We start from the raw sequence: 16,392 nt of genomic DNA, 5'->3' as shown, positions 1-16,392 counted from the left end.
AAAAAGGGTTTTTCCATGTCAGAACAAAATAACACCGAGATGACTTTCCAGATCCAGCGCATCTATACCAAGGATGTCTCTTTCGAAGCGCCAAATGCGCCGCACGTTTTCCAGAAAGACTGGCAGCCAGAGGTTAAACTTGATCTGGATACCGCATCCACCCAGCTGGCGGATGATGTGTATGAAGTCGTACTGCGTGTCACCGTGACCGCCTCTCTGGGCGAAGAAACTGCGTTCCTGTGCGAAGTTCAGCAGGGCGGTATCTTCTCCATCGGCGGCATCGAAGGTAACCAGATGGCGCATTGCCTGGGTGCATACTGCCCGAACATCCTGTTCCCGTATGCGCGTGAATGCATCACCAGCCTGGTTTCTCGCGGTACTTTCCCGCAACTGAACCTCGCGCCAGTAAACTTTGATGCGCTGTTCATGAACTATCTACAGCAGCAGGCTGGCGAAGGTGCCGAACAACATCAGGATGCCTGATGAGCACTGTTAATGCGTCAATGACTGTGATCGGTGCCGGCTCTTACGGCACCGCTCTTGCCATCACGCTGGCAAGAAATGGTCACGACGTGGTCCTGTGGGGCCACGATCCAAAACATATCGCGACGTTGCAACACGACCGCTGCAACGTGGCGTTTCTCCCGGACGTTCCGTTCCCTGACTCTCTCTATCTGGAAAGCGACCTCGCGACCGCGCTGGCGGCCAGCCGCAATATTCTGATTGTGGTGCCAAGCCACGTGTTTGGCGAAGTCCTGCGTCAGATTAAGCCGCTGATGCGTGCGGATGCGCGTATTGTGTGGGCGACGAAGGGGCTGGAAGCGGAAACCGGACGTCTGTTGCAGGACGTTGCCCGCGAAGCGCTGGGAACAGCGATCCCGCTGGCGGTGATCTCGGGGCCGACCTTTGCCAAAGAGCTGGCTGCGGGCTTGCCGACGGCGATCTCGCTGGCGTCCACCGACCAGGCATTTTCAGACGATCTTCAGCAACTGCTGCACTGCGGCAAAAGCTTCCGCGTGTACAGCAACCCCGATTTTATCGGCGTGCAGCTGGGCGGCGCGGTGAAGAACGTCATTGCCATCGGGGCCGGGATGTCTGACGGCATCGGTTTCGGCGCGAATGCGCGTACGGCGCTGATCACCCGTGGTCTGACCGAAATGTCCCGCCTGGGCGAAGCGCTGGGTGCCGATCCGGCCACTTTTATGGGAATGGCTGGGCTGGGCGACCTGGTGCTGACCTGCACCGATAACCAGTCGCGTAACCGCCGCTTTGGCATGATGCTCGGACAGGGCAGCGATGTAAAAAGCGCGCAGGAGAAGATTGGTCAGGTGGTTGAAGGCTATCGCAATACCAAAGAAGTTCGCGAATTGGCGCACCGTTTCGGTGTCGAAATGCCAATAACCGAGGAAATTTATCAGGTATTGTATTGCGGAAAAAATGCGCGCGAGGCAGCATTGACCTTATTAGGTCGTGCGCGCAAGGACGAGCGCAGCAGCAATTAGCCGGGAAGTATCGTCACCTGAATGACCCAGCCAGCGCAGAACTGGCTGGTCATTAACTATCGTCTGGAGCAAGCAATGCCGTGTGAAGAACTGGATATCGTCTGGAATAATATTAAAGCCGAAGCCCGAGCTTTGGCCGACTGTGAGCCCATGCTGGCCAGTTTCTATCACGCGACGCTACTTAAGCACGAAAATCTCGGCAGCGCCCTGAGCTATATGCTCGCCAATAAACTGGCTTCCCCTATCATGCCTGCTATTGCCATTCGCGAGGTGGTGGAAGAGGCCTACGCCGCAGATCCGGAGATGATTGCTTCTGCCGCCTGCGACATTCAGGCCGTGCGTACGCGTGACCCGGCGGTGGATAAATACTCCACGCCGCTACTGTATCTCAAAGGATTCCACGCCTTACAGGCGTACCGCATCGGCCACTGGTTATGGAATGAGGGACGCCGCGCGCTGGCCATCTTCCTGCAAAACCAGGTTTCCGTGACCTTCCAGGTCGATATTCATCCGGCGGCGAAAATTGGCCGTGGGATCATGCTCGACCACGCCACCGGCATTGTTGTCGGTGAAACGGCGGTGATCGAAGATGACGTGTCGATCCTGCAATCCGTTACGCTGGGCGGTACCGGTAAAACCAGCGGCGATCGCCATCCGAAAATTCGTGAAGGGGTGATGATTGGCGCGGGTGCTAAAATCCTCGGCAATATTGAAGTCGGACGCGGCGCGAAGATTGGCGCGGGGTCGGTTGTGCTCCAGCCTGTACCGCCGCACACCACCGCCGCTGGCGTCCCGGCGCGCATCGTCGGTAAGCCAGACAGCGATAAGCCGTCGATGGATATGGATCAGCACTTCAACGGTATTCACCACACCTTCGAATACGGCGACGGCATCTGAACGCCGGAACAGCCAAATAAAAAAGCCCGGTGAGTCAATGCACCGGGCTTTTGATTAGTTGCGGTATAACACTTTGATAATGTGATAGCCGAACTGCGTATGCAGTGGGCCGGTTGGCTCCAGCACCGGGCAGGAGAAAACCACTTTATCAAACGCCGGGACCATCTGGCCCTGGCGGAACTCGCCTAAGTCACCACCGCGTTTACCTGACGGGCAAATCGAGTGTTTCTTCGCCAGTTTGCCGAAGTCGGCGCCGTTTTTAATCTGTTCGAGCAGATCCTGTGCCAGTTTCTCTTCTTTAACAAGGATATGCAGTGCTGCTGCTGTTTTTGCCATGATCGTGCCTTGAGTCGACTAGTTTACGATCGGTATACTACCACGCGTTTTTCCTCCTCTCCCGACTTTCATTGAGTGATCATTTATGCGTTTAAACCCCGGACAACAACAAGCTGTCGAATTCGTCACCGGACCCTGCCTGGTGCTGGCGGGAGCGGGATCCGGTAAAACACGCGTGATCACCAACAAAATCGCCCATTTAATTCGGGGTTGTGGATACCAGGCGCGCCATATCGCGGCGGTCACCTTTACCAACAAAGCGGCGCGTGAGATGAAAGAGCGCGTCGGCCAGACGCTGGGCCGTAAAGAGGCGCGCGGGCTGATGATCTCCACCTTCCACACGCTGGGTCTGGATATTATCAAGCGCGAATACGCGGCGCTGGGCATGAAGTCCAACTTTTCTCTCTTTGATGACACCGACCAGGTGGCGCTGCTTAAAGAGCTAACGGAAGAGCTGATCGAAGATGACAAAGTGCTGTTGCAACAGCTGATCTCGACGATCTCGAACTGGAAAAACGATCTGATGACGCCGGCCCAGGCAGCGGCAAGTGCCAAAGGCGAGCGCGACCGCATCTTTGCCCACTGCTACGGTCTTTACGACGCGCATATGAAAGCCTGTAACGTCCTGGATTTCGACGATCTGATCCTGCTGCCGACGCTGCTGCTTCAGCGGAATGAAGAGGTGCGCGAGCGCTGGCAGAACAAAATTCGTTACCTGCTGGTGGATGAATACCAGGATACCAACACCAGCCAGTACGAGCTGGTAAAGCTGCTGGTAGGACAGCGCGCGCGTTTTACCGTTGTAGGCGATGACGATCAGTCGATTTACTCCTGGCGTGGCGCACGTCCGCAAAACCTGGTGCTGCTGAGCAAAGACTTCCCGGCGTTGCAAGTGATTAAACTGGAGCAGAACTACCGTTCCTCCGGGCGTATCCTGAAGGCGGCGAACATCCTGATTGCCAATAACCCGCACGTCTTTGAGAAGCGCCTGTTCTCCGAACTGGGTTACGGCACCGAGCTGAAAGTCCTTAGCGCCAATAACGAAGAGCACGAAGCGGAGCGCGTAACCGGCGAGCTGATTGCCCATCACTTCGTCAACAAAACTGAATACAAGGATTACGCGATCCTCTATCGCGGTAACCACCAGTCGCGCGTCTTTGAAAAGATGCTGATGCAGAACCGCATCCCCTACAAAATCTCCGGCGGTACGTCGTTCTTTTCGCGTCCGGAAATCAAGGATCTGCTGGCCTATCTGCGCGTGCTGACCAACCCGGATGACGACAGCGCTTTCCTGCGCATTGTGAACACGCCGAAACGCGAGATTGGCTCTGCGACGCTGCAAAAGCTGGGTGAATGGGCGATGACCCGCAACAAAAGCCTGTTCACCGCCAGCTTCGATATGGGGCTGAGCCAGACCCTGACCGGGCGCGGCTATGAGGCCTTAACCCGCTTTACCCACTGGCTGGGTGAGGTGCAGCGTCTGGCTGAGCGCGAGCCTGTGGCGGCAGTACGCGATCTGATCCACGGCATTGATTACGAATCCTGGTTGTATGAAACCTCCGCCAGCCCGAAAGCGGCAGAGATGCGCATGAAAAACGTTAACCAGCTCTTCAGCTGGATGACCGAAATGCTTGAAGGATCTGAGATTGACGAGCCCATGACCCTGACGCAGGTGGTCACCCGCTTCACGCTGCGCGATATGATGGAGCGCGGGGAAAGCGAAGAAGAGGCCGATCAGGTTCAGCTGATGACGTTACATGCCTCGAAAGGGCTGGAGTTCCCTTATGTCTATCTGGTGGGGATGGAAGAGGGCCTATTGCCGCACCAGAGCAGCATTGATGAAGATAACGTCGATGAAGAGCGCCGTCTGGCCTACGTGGGGATCACCCGTGCGCAGAAAGAGCTGACGTTTACGCTGTGCAAAGAGCGCCGTCAGTATGGTGAGCTGGTGCGCCCGGAGCCGAGCCGTTTTCTGCTGGAGTTGCCTCAGGACGATCTTATCTGGGAGCAGGAGCGTAAAGTCATTACCGCTGAAGAGCGTATGCATAAAGGGCAGGCAAACGTGGCAAACATTCGCGCGATGCTGGCAAAAGCCAAAGAGAAGGGATAACTATTTGTAGGCCGGGTAAGGCGAAGCCGCCACCCGGCACGCTTCAAAGGGTCACTTCACATCAAGCGCCCAGTGCACATAGCTCTGCCACTGGTACTCCTGCTCAATCAGTTCCGCCCCAAGGGGATGATCCTCAAGCCAGTTTTCCGGCAGCGTCAGCGTCAGTTTCTCATCGTCTGCCGCCAGCGTAATGGCTGGCAGCAAATCATCTCGACGCCGACTGGCAAACAGGATCGCCAGCCGAAGCAGACGACACAGATGCTCCGCCACGCGCGGCGGCACAGCGTTCTGCTGGTGAAGGGAAGAGAGATCGACGGCGTTAGTCTGATTCAGCAGCAGGGTGGCCAGTAGCTTCTTCTGGGCGGGCGTATAACCCGGCAAATCGAGATTACGCACCAGCCAGGCCGCGTGCAGCGGTGCCTGCTTGTATTCCACGCTGAGACCAATTTCATGTAGCGCACAGGCGCTTAGCAACAGATCGCGGCTTAACGGTTCAATATCCCAGCTTTTTTTCACCTGATCGGCAAACTGTGACGCCAGTTGACTCACTCTCTGCGCCTGGTCGGTATCCACAATAAAGCGGCGTTGAACGTTACGCAGCGTACGGCTACGGATGTCCTGATCGACCGACTGGTGCAGCATTCCGTAGACCAGACCTTCACGCAGCGCACCGCCTGCCAGGGTCATACACTGGATATTAAGCTCGGTGAAAATGGCAATCAGTATGGCGAGCCCACTGGGGAAAACCAGCGCGCGTTCAAGCGTCAGCCCTTCTATTTCAAGCTCTTCCAGACGACCACACTGGATGGCGCGCTGTTTAAGCTGCTGGAGTTTGGCAAGCGTGATCCGCTCGTCCATCCCCTGTGCCATCATGATTTCCTGCAACGCCTGCACGGTTCCGGACGCGCCGACACACACTTTCCAGCCGTGATAGCGCAGTTCGTCCATGACCGGGCGCAGGACCGCACGCGCCGCGTTTTCCGCCTCGTCAAAATTCTCTTTGGCAAGGTTTCGATCAGTAAAGTAGCGTTCCAGCCAGGTCACACAGCCCATTGACAGGCTGAAGAGCGACGTCGCCTGCGCGCCTGTGCCCGTGACCAGTTCGGTACTGGCGCCACCGATATCGACCACCAGACGACGATCGTCGCCGCCGGTCGTATGCGCCACACCCTGATAAATCAGACGCGCTTCTTCTTCACCGCTGATGACCTGCACCGGACAGCCCAGAATTTCCTGTGCTCTGGCAATGAAATCGCCAGCGTTAACCGCAAGACGTAGGGTCGCCGTGGCAACAACGCGAATTTGACTGAGCGGGATATCCTGTAAACGTTCTGCAAACAGACGCAGACACTGCCAGCCACGTTCCATGGCTTCCGGGGAGAGATGATTATCGCTGCTCAGGCCCGCCGCGAGGCGGACCTTGCGCTTAATGCGCGTCAGCGTTTGTATGCTTCCCGCCACCTCGCGCACAACCAGCATATGAAAACTATTCGAACCGAGATCAATTGCCGCATAAAGCGAGGTGGAGCTGAGCATATTTTCTTAACCTGAACGACGACGATTACGCGGTGCACCGCCGGAACGACGCGGGCCATTGCCGGAGCGTGGACGTGTAAGGCGCTTAGGTGGCGGCAACTCGCTTAACAGCGCTTCCGGATTGTATTTGCTCTGTGGAATAGAGTGACCGATGTAGGTCTCAATGGCCGGAAGGTTCAGCGCATACTCTTCACACGCAAGGCTGATGGAGTGACCGCTTGCGCCTGCACGACCAGTACGACCGATACGGTGTACATAGTCTTCACAGTCATCTGGCAGGTCATAGTTAAAGACGTGTGTCACGGCTGGAATGTGCAGGCCACGGGCCGCCACGTCGGTCGCGACCAGAATATCAAGGTCGCCACGAGTAAATTCGTCGAGAATGCGCAGGCGTTTTTTCTGCGCCACGTCGCCGGTCAGCAGACCCACACGGTGACCATCTGCCGCCAGGTGTCCCCAGATATCTTCACAGCGGTGTTTGGTGTTCGCGAAGATAATCGCGCGATCCGGCCACTCTTCTTCGATCAGGGTTTGCAACAGGCGCATTTTCTCTTCATTAGAAGGATAAAAAAGCTCTTCTTTAATGCGGTGCCCGGTTTTCTGCTCCGGTTCTACTTCCACATATTCCGCATTGTTCATCTGCTCGAATGCGAGTTCACGTACGCGGTATGACAGGGTTGCGGAGAACAGCATGTTCAGACGCTGGTTTGCCGCAGGCATACGGCGGAACAGCCAGCGGATGTCTTTAATGAAGCCCAGATCGTACATGCGGTCTGCTTCATCCAGCACCACGACCTGGATTGCGCCGAGGTTGATATGGTTCTGTTTGGCGTAGTCGATAAGACGGCCAGTGGTCCCAATCAGGATATCGACGCCGCTTTCCAGTACTTTCAGCTGTTTATCGTAGCCGTCGCCGCCGTAGGCCAGGCCAAGTTTCAGGCCGGTGGCTTGCGCCAGGGGCTCAGCGTCTGCGTGGATCTGTACCGCCAGTTCTCGCGTCGGGGCCATAATTAGCGCGCGCGGCTGGTTAACTTTGCGGTCTGCAATCGCTGGGTGAGAAAGTAAATAATGAAACGTTGACGTTAAAAACGCCATCGTTTTGCCAGTACCGGTTTGCGCCTGCCCTGCAACATCGCGACCGGCCAGCGTCAGCGGCAGGGCGAGAGCCTGAATGGGCGTGCAGTTATGAAACCCTTTAGTTTCAAGGGCTTCGATCACCTTTGGGTGCAGGGCGAAGTCGGAAAACTTCTGTTCTGTTAAATGTGTTTTGCTCATAGTGTGGTAGAATATCAGCTTACTATTGCTTTACGAAAGCGTATCCGGTGAAATAAAGTCAACCTTTAGTTGGTTAATGCGACATCAACACGTCGTTGGTGGAGACAAAACCAACGTACCAGGCTTATTCCTGTGGAGTTATATATGAGCGATAAAATTATTCACCTGACTGACGACAGTTTTGACACGGACGTACTTAAAGCTGACGGGCTGATCCTCGTTGATTTCTGGGCTGAATGGTGTGGTCCTTGCAAAATGATCGCTCCGATTCTGGATGAAATCGCTGACGAATATCAGGGCAAACTGACCGTTGCCAAGCTGAACATCGACCAGAACCCGGGCACCGCGCCAAAATACGGTATCCGTGGCATCCCGACCCTGCTGCTGTTCAAGAACGGTGACGTGGCAGCGACCAAAGTGGGCGCACTGTCCAAAGGTCAACTGAAAGAGTTCCTGGACGCTAACCTGGCGTAAGGTTTCTCAGCTGAGCGTCCAGAGCGCCTAATTAACGGCGAGATCTGGACGCCCGGCTTTAGTCGTGCTAAGTTAGCTATGACTACGTTTTAAACATATCTTGTTGTTTGAATCTTGTTTTACCCGATACTTCCCGTTGTTAACATAAACAGTGCGTGAAGTTGCTAGATTCCGGGCTTGTCACTCAATCCGTCTTGTCGTTTCAGTTCTGCGTTCTTTCCCTGTGACCAGACAGCGAACAGACATGAGGTGATGGCCGCTAAACAGGCATGGATGACCCTGCCATACCATTCACAACATTAAGTTCGAGAATCACCCCGAGTTTAAGAACCCACACCATTATGAATCTTACCGAATTAAAGAATACGCCGGTTTCTGAGCTGATCACTCTCGGCGAAAATATGGGACTGGAAAACCAGGCTCGTATGCGCAAGCAGGACATCATTTTCGCCATCCTGAAGCAGCACGCTAAGAGTGGCGAAGATATCTTTGGCGACGGTGTGCTGGAGATACTGCAAGACGGATTTGGTTTCCTCCGCTCCGCAGACAGCTCCTACCTCGCCGGCCCTGACGACATCTACGTATCCCCTAGCCAAATCCGCCGTTTCAACCTCCGCACTGGTGACACCATTTCAGGTAAGATTCGTCCTCCAAAAGAGGGTGAACGCTACTTTGCGCTGTTGAAGGTTAACGAAGTTAACTACGACAAACCGGAAAACTCCCGCAATAAGATCCTGTTCGAGAACTTAACGCCGCTGCACGCGAACTCTCGCCTGCGCATGGAGCGTGGTAACGGGTCTACTGAAGACTTAACCGCGCGTGTGCTGGATCTGGCATCGCCAATTGGTCGTGGCCAGCGTGGTCTGATTGTAGCGCCGCCAAAAGCCGGTAAAACCATGCTGCTGCAAAACATCGCGCAGAGCATTGCTTACAACCACCCAGATTGTGTGCTGATGGTGCTGCTGATTGACGAACGTCCGGAAGAAGTGACCGAGATGCAGCGTCTGGTGAAAGGGGAAGTGGTTGCGTCTACCTTCGACGAGCCTGCTTCCCGCCACGTTCAGGTTGCGGAAATGGTTATCGAGAAGGCGAAACGCCTGGTTGAGCACAAGAAAGATGTGATCATCCTGCTCGACTCCATCACCCGTCTGGCGCGTGCCTACAACACCGTGGTGCCGGCTTCCGGTAAAGTACTGACCGGTGGTGTGGATGCCAACGCCCTGCATCGTCCGAAGCGTTTCTTCGGTGCGGCGCGTAACGTGGAAGAGGGCGGTAGCCTGACCATTATCGCGACGGCGCTGATCGATACCGGCTCCAAAATGGACGAAGTTATCTACGAAGAGTTCAAAGGTACAGGCAACATGGAACTGCACCTTTCTCGTAAAATCGCAGAAAAACGCGTCTTCCCGGCGATCGACTACAACCGTTCCGGTACCCGTAAAGAAGAGCTGCTTACCACTCAGGAAGAGCTTCAGAAAATGTGGATCCTGCGCAAAATCATCCATCCAATGGGCGAAATCGACGCAATGGAATTCCTCATCAACAAACTGGCGATGACCAAAACGAACGACGATTTCTTCGACATGATGAAACGCTCGTAACGCAAATAATCCCAGTAAACGCCACGTTTTTACGTGGCGTTTTTTATTTATGGACTATACGCTATTACCACACACTCCCAATTTTGACCTGTCGGTGCGACAATAAGAATGTTTGCACAGTCAAAGAAATAATTGATTGAAAAACATACAAAGGGAGTTGTGAGAAGCCATCTTTAATCCTTCTGAGGCAGAGGCTTCATGGTTATACTTCCGGGACTAACATTTGTTGAGAGCAATCCATTGTGAATCTACTCACTGCAGTAACTGAGCTGATCAGTATTTTTTTATTCACAACCTGTTTTTTGTTCATTGCGCGCAAGGTAGCAAAAAGAATTGGGTTAGTGGACAAACCGAACTTCCGTAAACGTCATCAGGGGCTTATTCCGCTGGTGGGCGGCATTTCGGTATACGCAGGCATCTGTTTCACATTCGGGATCGCGGATTATTATATCCCCCATGCCGCACTCTATCTGGCATGTGCCGGTGTGCTGGTACTGGTCGGCGCCCTTGATGATCGTTTTGATATCAGCGTGAAGTTCCGCGCGACGGTACAGGCGGCCATTGGCATCATTATGATGGTGGTAGGCGGCCTCTATCTCAGAAGCCTGGGCTACGTGTTTGGTCCCTGGGAGCTGGTGCTTGGGCCATTCGGCTTCTTCCTGACGCTGTTTGCCGTGTGGGCGGCTATCAACGCCTTTAACATGGTTGACGGTATAGACGGTCTGCTTGGTGGGCTGTCCTCTGTTTCGTTTGGCGCGATCGGCATCATCTTATGGTTTGACGGCCAGTACAGCCTGTCAATGTGGTGCTTTGCTATGATTGCCGCCATCCTGCCATACATCTGCCTGAACCTGGGTGTGTTAGGGCGTCGCTATAAAGTCTTTATGGGCGATGCGGGCAGTACCCTGATTGGCTTTACGGTTATCTGGGTCCTGCTGGAAACCACGCAGGGTAAAACGCACCCTATCAGCCCGGTAACGGCTCTCTGGATTATCGCCATCCCGCTGATGGACATGGTCGCTATTATGTACCGCCGTCTGCGTAAAGGGATGAGCCCGTTTTCTCCCGATCGGCAGCATATTCACCACCTGATTATGCGCGCCGGCTTCACGTCTCGTCAGGCATTTGTGTTGATTACGCTTGCGGCTGCTATTCTGGCTGCGATTGGCGTTGCCGCGGAATACGCACATTTCATTCCTGAATGGGTAATGTTGGTATTATTCTTGCTAGCATTTTTCATGTACGGTTACTGCATCAAGCGTGCATGGAAAGTCGCGCGTTTTATTAAACGTTTAAAACGCAGGATGCGTCGGAACAGTGGCAAAAACACAACATTAACTAAGTAAAACCGGGACTATGATGACTCAACCGTTGGCGGGAGCGAAATCAGTGGGCACTGAGAACGAGCTGGATATTCGTGGTTTGTTTCGCGTGTTATGGCAGGGCAAACTGTGGATTGTAGGGATTGCCCTGGGGTTCGCGCTGTTAGCGCTTGCTTACACCTTCTTTGCAAAACAAGAGTGGAGCGCCACGGCGATCACAGACCGACCAACGGTGAATATGCTTGGAGGTTACTACTCCCAGCAGCAATTCCTGCGTAATCTTGATATCAAGGCCAATCTGGCGACCCCGGATCAGGCCTCGGTGATGGATGAATCCTACAAAGAGTTTGTGATGCAGCTGGCGTCGTGGGATACACGTCGCGATTTCTGGTCCCAGACGGACTACTACAAGCAGCGCATGGTCGGTAACAGCAAAGCGGATGCCGCGCTGCTGGATGATCTGATTAATAACATTCAGTTTATGCCTGGCGATGTGCTTCGTAACGTTAGCGACAGCGTGAAGCTGATTGCGGAAACGGCGCCGGACGCCAATAACCTGTTGCGTCAGTACGTTGCTTTTGCCAGCCAGCGCGCGGCCAGTCATTTGAATGACGAGCTGAAAGGTGCCTGGGCTGCGCGCACTATCCAGATGAAAGCGCAGGTCAAACGCCAGGAAGAGGTCGCTAAGGCCATCTTCGCCCGTCGCGTGCATAATCTTGAGCAGGCGCTGAAGATTGCGGAACAGCACAATATTTCCCGTAGCGAAACGGATGTTCCGGCGGACGAACTCCCGGATTCAGAAATGTTCCTTCTTGGTCGCCCAATGCTTCAGGCTCGTCTGGAAAATATCCAGGCCGTAGGCCCTGACTTTGACCTTGATTACGACCAAAACCGCGCCATGCTCAATACGCTCAACGTCGGTCCAACGCTGGACCCGCGTTTTCAGACCTATCGTTATTTAAGAACGCCTGAAGAGCCTGTAAAACGCGATAGTCCGCGTCGCGCATTCCTGATGATCATGTGGGGGATTGTGGGCGCACTGACTGGCGCTGGCGTAGCGTTATTGCGTCGCCGCACAAACTAAGAACGCCGTCTACGATGAAGGCTGTGGCCTTCATCGTCTAATCGAAGAGAATCGATGTGAAAGTACTAACCGTATTTGGCACCAGGCCGGAGGCCATCAAGATGGCGCCTCTGGTTCATGCGCTGGCCAGAGATCCTGATATTGAAGCGAAAGTGTGCGTGACTGCCCAGCACCGTGAGATGCTCGATCAGGTCTTAACCCTCTTTTCTATCGTCCCGGATTACGATCTCAATATAATGAAACCGGGACAGGGACTGACGGAAATAACCTGCCGTATTCTGCAAGAATTAAAGCCTATTCTGGAGTCGTTCAGGCCGGATGTAGTGCTGGTGCACGGCGACACCACCACTACCGTGGCAACCAGCCTGGCCGCGTTCTATCAGCGTATCCCCGTTGGTCATATTGAAGCGGGTCTGCGTACCGGCAATCTCTATTCCCCGTGGCCGGAAGAGGCCAACCGTACGCTCACCGGTCACCTGGCGATGTACCATTTTGCGCCAACCGAGAACTCACGCCAAAACCTGCTGCGCGAAAATATCAGCGACAGCAAGATCTTCGTCACCGGCAATACGGTCATTGATGCGCTGATTTGGGTGCGTGACCGCGTGCTGGCTAACAGCGAGCTTCAGGCAGAACTTGCTGCGCGCTATCCGTTCCTGAACAACGGCAAGAAAACGATTCTGGTGACGGGCCACCGCCGCGAAAGCTTTGGCCGTGGCTTTGAGCAAATCTGCCACGCGCTGGCTGAAATCGCCGCGCAGAACGAGGATGTGCAGATTGTCTATCCGGTGCACCTCAACCCGAACGTCAGCGAACCGGTCAACCGTATCCTGGGTCACGTGGAAAACGTGCTCCTGATCGAGCCGCAGGACTATCTGCCATTTGTCTGGCTGATGAACCACGCCTGGCTGATCCTGACCGATTCTGGCGGCATTCAGGAAGAGGCGCCTTCACTCGGTAAGCCGGTACTGGTGATGCGTGAAACCACCGAACGCCCGGAAGCGGTCACTGCTGGTACCGTGCGTCTGGTGGGAACGGATCCGCGTCGTATTGTCGAAGAGGTCACGCGCTTACTGCATGACGATGAAGAGTATCAGGCGATGAGCCGGGCCCACAATCCGTACGGTGACGGGCAGGCTTGTGGTCGTATTTTGCACGCACTTAAACACAATCGGGTAACGCTATGAGTTTTACTACCATCTCTGTTGTTGGTCTTGGCTATATCGGGCTGCCTACTGCGGCGGCCTTTGCCTCTCGTCAAAAGCAGGTCGTTGGCGTAGATATCAACGCGCACGCGGTGGAAACCATCAACCGTGGCGAAATTCATATCGTGGAGCCCGATCTCGATCGCGTGGTGAAAAAGGCGGTGGACGGTGGCTTCCTGCGCGCCAGCACCACGCCGGTAGAAGCCGATGCGTACCTGATTGCGGTTCCAACGCCCTTTAAAGGCGATCATGAGCCTGACATGGTTTACGTCGAGGCGGCGGCAAAATCCATTGCGCCTGTGCTGAAGAAAGGGGCGCTGGTTATCCTTGAGTCCACTTCACCTGTTGGGGCAACCGAGCAGATGGCACAGTGGCTGGCCGAGGCGCGTCCCGATCTTAGCTTCCCCCAGCAGGTGGGCGACCAGGCCGATATCAATATCGCCTACTGCCCTGAGCGCGTACTGCCAGGCCAGGTGATGGTGGAACTGATTAAAAATGACCGCGTGATTGGCGGCATGACGCCAGTCTGCTCCGCGCGCGCCAGCGAGCTGTATAAAATTTTCCTTGAAGGCGAATGTGTGGTGACCAACTCCCGCACCGCCGAGATGTGCAAACTGACCGAAAACAGTTTCCGCGACGTTAACATCGCGTTTGCGAATGAACTGTCGTTGATTTGCGCCGATCAGGGGATTAACGTCTGGGAACTTATTCGCCTTGCCAACCGTCACCCCCGCGTGAACATCCTTCAGCCGGGGCCGGGCGTGGGTGGGCACTGCATCGCGGTCGATCCGTGGTTTATCGTGGCGCAAAATCCGGAACAGGCACGCCTGATTCGCACCGCGCGCGAAGTAAACGACCATAAACCGCACTGGGTTATCAACCAGGTCAAAGCCACGGTCGCGGATTGCCTGGCCGACAGCGGCAAACGCGCCAGTGAGCTGAAAATTGCCTGCTTTGGTCTGGCATTCAAACCGAATATTGACGATCTGCGCGAAAGCCCGGCGATGGAAATTGCCGAAATGATCGCTGCCTGGCACAGCGGTGAAACGCTGGTGGTTGAGCCGAATATTCATGCGTTGCCGGCAAAACTTGCCGGTCACTGCACCCTTACCGCCCTGGATGACGCGCTGGCGACGGCGGATGTGCTGGTGCTGCTGGTGGATCACAATGCGTTTAAAGCGGTTTCCGGTGATGCCGTATGTCAGCAGTATGTTGTTGATACCAAAGGCGTGTGGCGTTGAGTATCCTCAACGGCGTGCTGGAGTCTCTTGAGTGGGAAAGCGCATTTTTTGCGCGTCCCTCAGCGATAGTGCGTCTGCGCGACAATGCCCCTGCGTTGCAGGATGCAGACTTCAGCGCCTGGCAGCGCGTACAGGCTAAGATCCCGGCGGACCGCGCCGATCTGCTGGACGCCCTCCAGCAGCACGGATTCCGGCTGGTCGAGGGCGAGGTTGATCTCTCTGTTACCGTGGCTCGCTACGCCTCACCGGGCGCGGAAATTGCAACGGAGCAGGATATCCCCACGCTGCGCAAGATGGCGGCGCTGGCCTTCGCTCAGAGCCGTTTCCGGGCGCCCTGGTATGCGCCCGATGACAGCGGTCGCTTTTATGCTCAGTGGATAGAGAATGCGGTCAAAGGCACGTTTGACCACGTCTGTCTGGTGTTCCGTACTGACGGGGGACAGATTCAGGGTTTTGTTTCGCTTCGCAGGCTCACCGAGCACGAGGCGCGCATCGGATTGTTAGCCGGGCGCGGCATGGGCGAGAAACTCATGCAGGCGGCGCTGCACTGGGCGGAGCAACAACAGGTATCGACGCTGCGGGTCGCAACCCAGATGGGCAACACCGCTGCGCTTAAACGTTATATTGCGAGTGGTGCCAGCATCGACGCCACCGCCTACTGGTTATACAGGTGACAAGATGATTCCATTTAACGCGCCTCCCGTTGTGGGCACTGAACTTGATTACATGCAGTCGGCTATGGGCAGCGGCAAGCTCTGTGGCGACGGCGGTTTTACCCGCCGCTGCCAGCAGTGGATGGAGCAACGTTTTCACAGTGCCAAGGTGCTGCTGACGCCGTCCTGTACCGCATCGCTCGAGATGGCGGCGCTGCTGCTGGATATCCAGCCTGGCGATGAAGTGATCATGCCGAGCTACACCTTCGTCTCCACGGCGAACGCGTTTGTCCTGCGCGGGGCGAAAATCGTGTTTGTGGATATCCGTCCGGATACCATGAACATCGACGAAACGCTGATTGAAGCGGCGATCACTGACAAAACGCGGGCGATTGTGCCGGTGCATTACGCGGGCGTGGCCTGTGAGATGGACACCATCATGGCCATCGCCAAAAAGCACAACCTGTTTGTGGTGGAAGACGCCGCGCAGGGCGTGATGTCCACCTACAAAGGTCGCGCGCTGGGCACCATTGGTCATATCGGCTGCTTTAGCTTCCACGAAACCAAAAACTACACCGCAGGCGGCGAAGGCGGCGCGACGTTGATTAACGATCGTGCCCTGGTGGAGCGTGCGGAAGTGATCCGTGAAAAAGGGACCAACCGCAGCCAGTTCTTCCGCGGTCAGGTAGATAAGTACACCTGGCGCGATATCGGCTCAAGCTACCTGATGGCGGACTTGCAGGCCGCGTATCTCTGGGCGCAGCTGGAAGCGGCAGAGCGCATCAATCTGCAACGCCTCTCCCTGTGGCAAACCTACTACGACGCGCTGGAGCCGCTGGCAAAAGCCGGACGTATTGAACTGCCGACTGTTCCGGCAGACTGCATCCACAACGCTCACATGTTCTACATCAAGCTGCGCGATAACGACGATCGCAGCAAGCTGATTGCCTGGCTGAAAGAGGCGGAAATTATGGCGGTATTCCACTATATTCCGCTGCACTCCAGCCCGGCTGGCGAAGCCTTCGGGATGTTTGCCGGTGAAGACCGTTACACCACCAAAGAGAGCGAACGTCTGCTCCGCCTGCCCCTGTTCTACAACCTCGCGCCGGTGAACCAGCGTACGGTGATCAATTCGCTTCTGAGTTATTTCGCCTGA

Annotated in this window: 15 protein-coding genes; 12 read left to right on the top strand and 3 right to left on the bottom strand. The window is 55.3% G+C overall.

Going from position 1 to position 16,392, the window contains the following annotated elements; translation table 11 throughout:
• Window positions 1-15: 15 nt before the first annotated feature.
• From secB to cysE, 3 genes are all read left to right on the top strand, one after another.
• Entirely contained in the window at window positions 16-483 is a 468-nt protein-coding gene (gene secB, locus ACOTYB_RS19870) for a protein-export chaperone SecB (protein WP_003860835.1), read from the top strand.
• Window positions 483-1,502 (top strand): NAD(P)H-dependent glycerol-3-phosphate dehydrogenase, encoded by a 1,020-nt coding sequence (gene gpsA / locus ACOTYB_RS19865; RefSeq protein ID WP_006812398.1) that lies wholly within the window; start codon window positions 483-485, stop codon window positions 1,500-1,502. The genes secB and gpsA overlap by 1 nt, the downstream gene beginning before the upstream one ends.
• Before the next feature lie 75 nt (window positions 1,503-1,577).
• On the top strand, window positions 1,578-2,399 hold the full coding sequence (cysE, locus tag ACOTYB_RS19860; protein ID WP_022646641.1) for a serine O-acetyltransferase: 822 nt from the start codon (window positions 1,578-1,580) through the stop codon (window positions 2,397-2,399).
• A 54-nt stretch (window positions 2,400-2,453) separates the two neighbouring features.
• On the opposite strand, the gene ppiC is transcribed toward cysE, so the two are convergent.
• Window positions 2,454-2,735 (bottom strand): peptidylprolyl isomerase PpiC, encoded by a 282-nt coding sequence (ppiC, locus tag ACOTYB_RS19855; RefSeq protein ID WP_006812396.1) that lies wholly within the window; start codon window positions 2,733-2,735, stop codon window positions 2,454-2,456.
• 85 nt (window positions 2,736-2,820) lie between these two features.
• Here ppiC and rep point away from each other — a divergent pair, with 85 nt between their 5' ends.
• A complete protein-coding gene (gene rep, locus ACOTYB_RS19850) occupies window positions 2,821-4,845 on the top strand; it encodes a DNA helicase Rep (RefSeq protein ID WP_220153488.1) in 2,025 nt (674 codons plus the stop codon).
• A 51-nt stretch (window positions 4,846-4,896) separates the two neighbouring features.
• On the opposite strand, the gene gppA is transcribed toward rep, so the two are convergent.
• Together gppA and rhlB are read right to left on the bottom strand one after the other, a co-directional pair.
• Window positions 4,897-6,381 (bottom strand): guanosine-5'-triphosphate,3'-diphosphate diphosphatase, encoded by a 1,485-nt coding sequence (gppA, locus tag ACOTYB_RS19845; RefSeq protein ID WP_003860828.1) that lies wholly within the window; start codon window positions 6,379-6,381, stop codon window positions 4,897-4,899.
• 6 nt (window positions 6,382-6,387) lie between these two features.
• Window positions 6,388-7,656 (bottom strand): ATP-dependent RNA helicase RhlB, encoded by a 1,269-nt coding sequence (rhlB, locus tag ACOTYB_RS19840; protein WP_003860827.1) that lies wholly within the window; start codon window positions 7,654-7,656, stop codon window positions 6,388-6,390.
• Window positions 7,657-7,800: 144 nt separating this feature from the next.
• Between rhlB and trxA the strand changes: the two genes are divergently transcribed.
• The 8 genes from trxA to rffA all read left to right on the top strand — a co-directional run bounded on the left by trxA (window position 7,801) and on the right by rffA (window position 16,392).
• Window positions 7,801-8,130 (top strand): thioredoxin TrxA, encoded by a 330-nt coding sequence (trxA, locus tag ACOTYB_RS19835; protein ID WP_006812392.1) that lies wholly within the window; start codon window positions 7,801-7,803, stop codon window positions 8,128-8,130.
• A gap of 341 nt (window positions 8,131-8,471) precedes the next feature.
• Window positions 8,472-9,731, top strand: a complete 1,260-nt coding sequence (gene rho / locus ACOTYB_RS19830) for a transcription termination factor Rho (RefSeq protein ID WP_001054528.1) — start codon at window positions 8,472-8,474, stop codon at window positions 9,729-9,731.
• 242 nt (window positions 9,732-9,973) lie between these two features.
• On the top strand, window positions 9,974-11,077 hold the full coding sequence (wecA, locus tag ACOTYB_RS19825; RefSeq protein WP_001050933.1) for a UDP-N-acetylglucosamine--undecaprenyl-phosphate N-acetylglucosaminephosphotransferase: 1,104 nt from the start codon (window positions 9,974-9,976) through the stop codon (window positions 11,075-11,077).
• A gap of 13 nt (window positions 11,078-11,090) precedes the next feature.
• Window positions 11,091-12,137, top strand: coding sequence for an ECA polysaccharide chain length modulation protein (gene wzzE, locus ACOTYB_RS19820; RefSeq protein ID WP_017383601.1), 1,047 nt, complete (start codon window positions 11,091-11,093; stop codon window positions 12,135-12,137).
• A gap of 56 nt (window positions 12,138-12,193) precedes the next feature.
• A complete protein-coding gene (gene wecB / locus ACOTYB_RS19815; protein ID WP_032608211.1) occupies window positions 12,194-13,324 on the top strand; it encodes a non-hydrolyzing UDP-N-acetylglucosamine 2-epimerase in 1,131 nt (376 codons plus the stop codon).
• Window positions 13,321-14,583: a UDP-N-acetyl-D-mannosamine dehydrogenase gene (gene wecC, locus ACOTYB_RS19810; RefSeq protein WP_048209856.1), complete on the top strand. Its 1,263-nt coding sequence runs from the start codon at window positions 13,321-13,323 to the stop codon at window positions 14,581-14,583. The genes wecB and wecC overlap by 4 nt, the downstream gene beginning before the upstream one ends.
• Entirely contained in the window at window positions 14,580-15,257 is a 678-nt protein-coding gene (gene rffC, locus ACOTYB_RS19805; RefSeq protein WP_022650165.1) for a dTDP-4-amino-4,6-dideoxy-D-galactose acyltransferase, read from the top strand. Before wecC ends, rffC begins: the two co-directional genes overlap by 4 nt.
• A gap of 4 nt (window positions 15,258-15,261) precedes the next feature.
• Window positions 15,262-16,392, top strand: a complete 1,131-nt coding sequence (gene rffA / locus ACOTYB_RS19800) for a dTDP-4-amino-4,6-dideoxygalactose transaminase (RefSeq protein ID WP_022650166.1) — start codon at window positions 15,262-15,264, stop codon at window positions 16,390-16,392.

Source organism: Enterobacter cloacae complex sp. IR5450 (genome assembly GCF_049238665.1).
GTDB classification, from domain to species: Bacteria; Pseudomonadota; Gammaproteobacteria; order Enterobacterales; family Enterobacteriaceae; genus Enterobacter; species Enterobacter hormaechei_C.
The sequence above is the reverse complement of the archived record's forward strand: the minus strand, read 5'-3'. Positions and strand labels throughout refer to the sequence as shown.

What these genes read in the sequence shown, in the direction of transcription:
- trxA (WP_006812392.1), top strand. Translation starts at nt 7,801, where the DNA reads ATGAGCGATAAAATTATTCACCTGACTGACGACAGTTTTGACACGGAC.
- rffA (WP_022650166.1), top strand. Translation starts at nt 15,262, where the DNA reads ATGATTCCATTTAACGCGCCTCCCGTTGTGGGCACTGAACTTGATTAC.
- wzzE (WP_017383601.1), top strand. Translation starts at nt 11,091, where the DNA reads ATGACTCAACCGTTGGCGGGAGCGAAATCAGTGGGCACTGAGAACGAG.
- wecC (WP_048209856.1), top strand. Translation starts at nt 13,321, where the DNA reads ATGAGTTTTACTACCATCTCTGTTGTTGGTCTTGGCTATATCGGGCTG.
- ppiC (WP_006812396.1), bottom strand. Translation starts at nt 2,735, where the DNA reads ATGGCAAAAACAGCAGCAGCACTGCATATCCTTGTTAAAGAAGAGAAA.
- gpsA (WP_006812398.1), top strand. Translation starts at nt 483, where the DNA reads ATGAGCACTGTTAATGCGTCAATGACTGTGATCGGTGCCGGCTCTTAC.
- cysE (WP_022646641.1), top strand. Translation starts at nt 1,578, where the DNA reads ATGCCGTGTGAAGAACTGGATATCGTCTGGAATAATATTAAAGCCGAA.
- rhlB (WP_003860827.1), bottom strand. Translation starts at nt 7,656, where the DNA reads ATGAGCAAAACACATTTAACAGAACAGAAGTTTTCCGACTTCGCCCTG.
- gppA (WP_003860828.1), bottom strand. Translation starts at nt 6,381, where the DNA reads ATGCTCAGCTCCACCTCGCTTTATGCGGCAATTGATCTCGGTTCGAAT.
- rho (WP_001054528.1), top strand. Translation starts at nt 8,472, where the DNA reads ATGAATCTTACCGAATTAAAGAATACGCCGGTTTCTGAGCTGATCACT.
- secB (WP_003860835.1), top strand. Translation starts at nt 16, where the DNA reads ATGTCAGAACAAAATAACACCGAGATGACTTTCCAGATCCAGCGCATC.
- rep (WP_220153488.1), top strand. Translation starts at nt 2,821, where the DNA reads ATGCGTTTAAACCCCGGACAACAACAAGCTGTCGAATTCGTCACCGGA.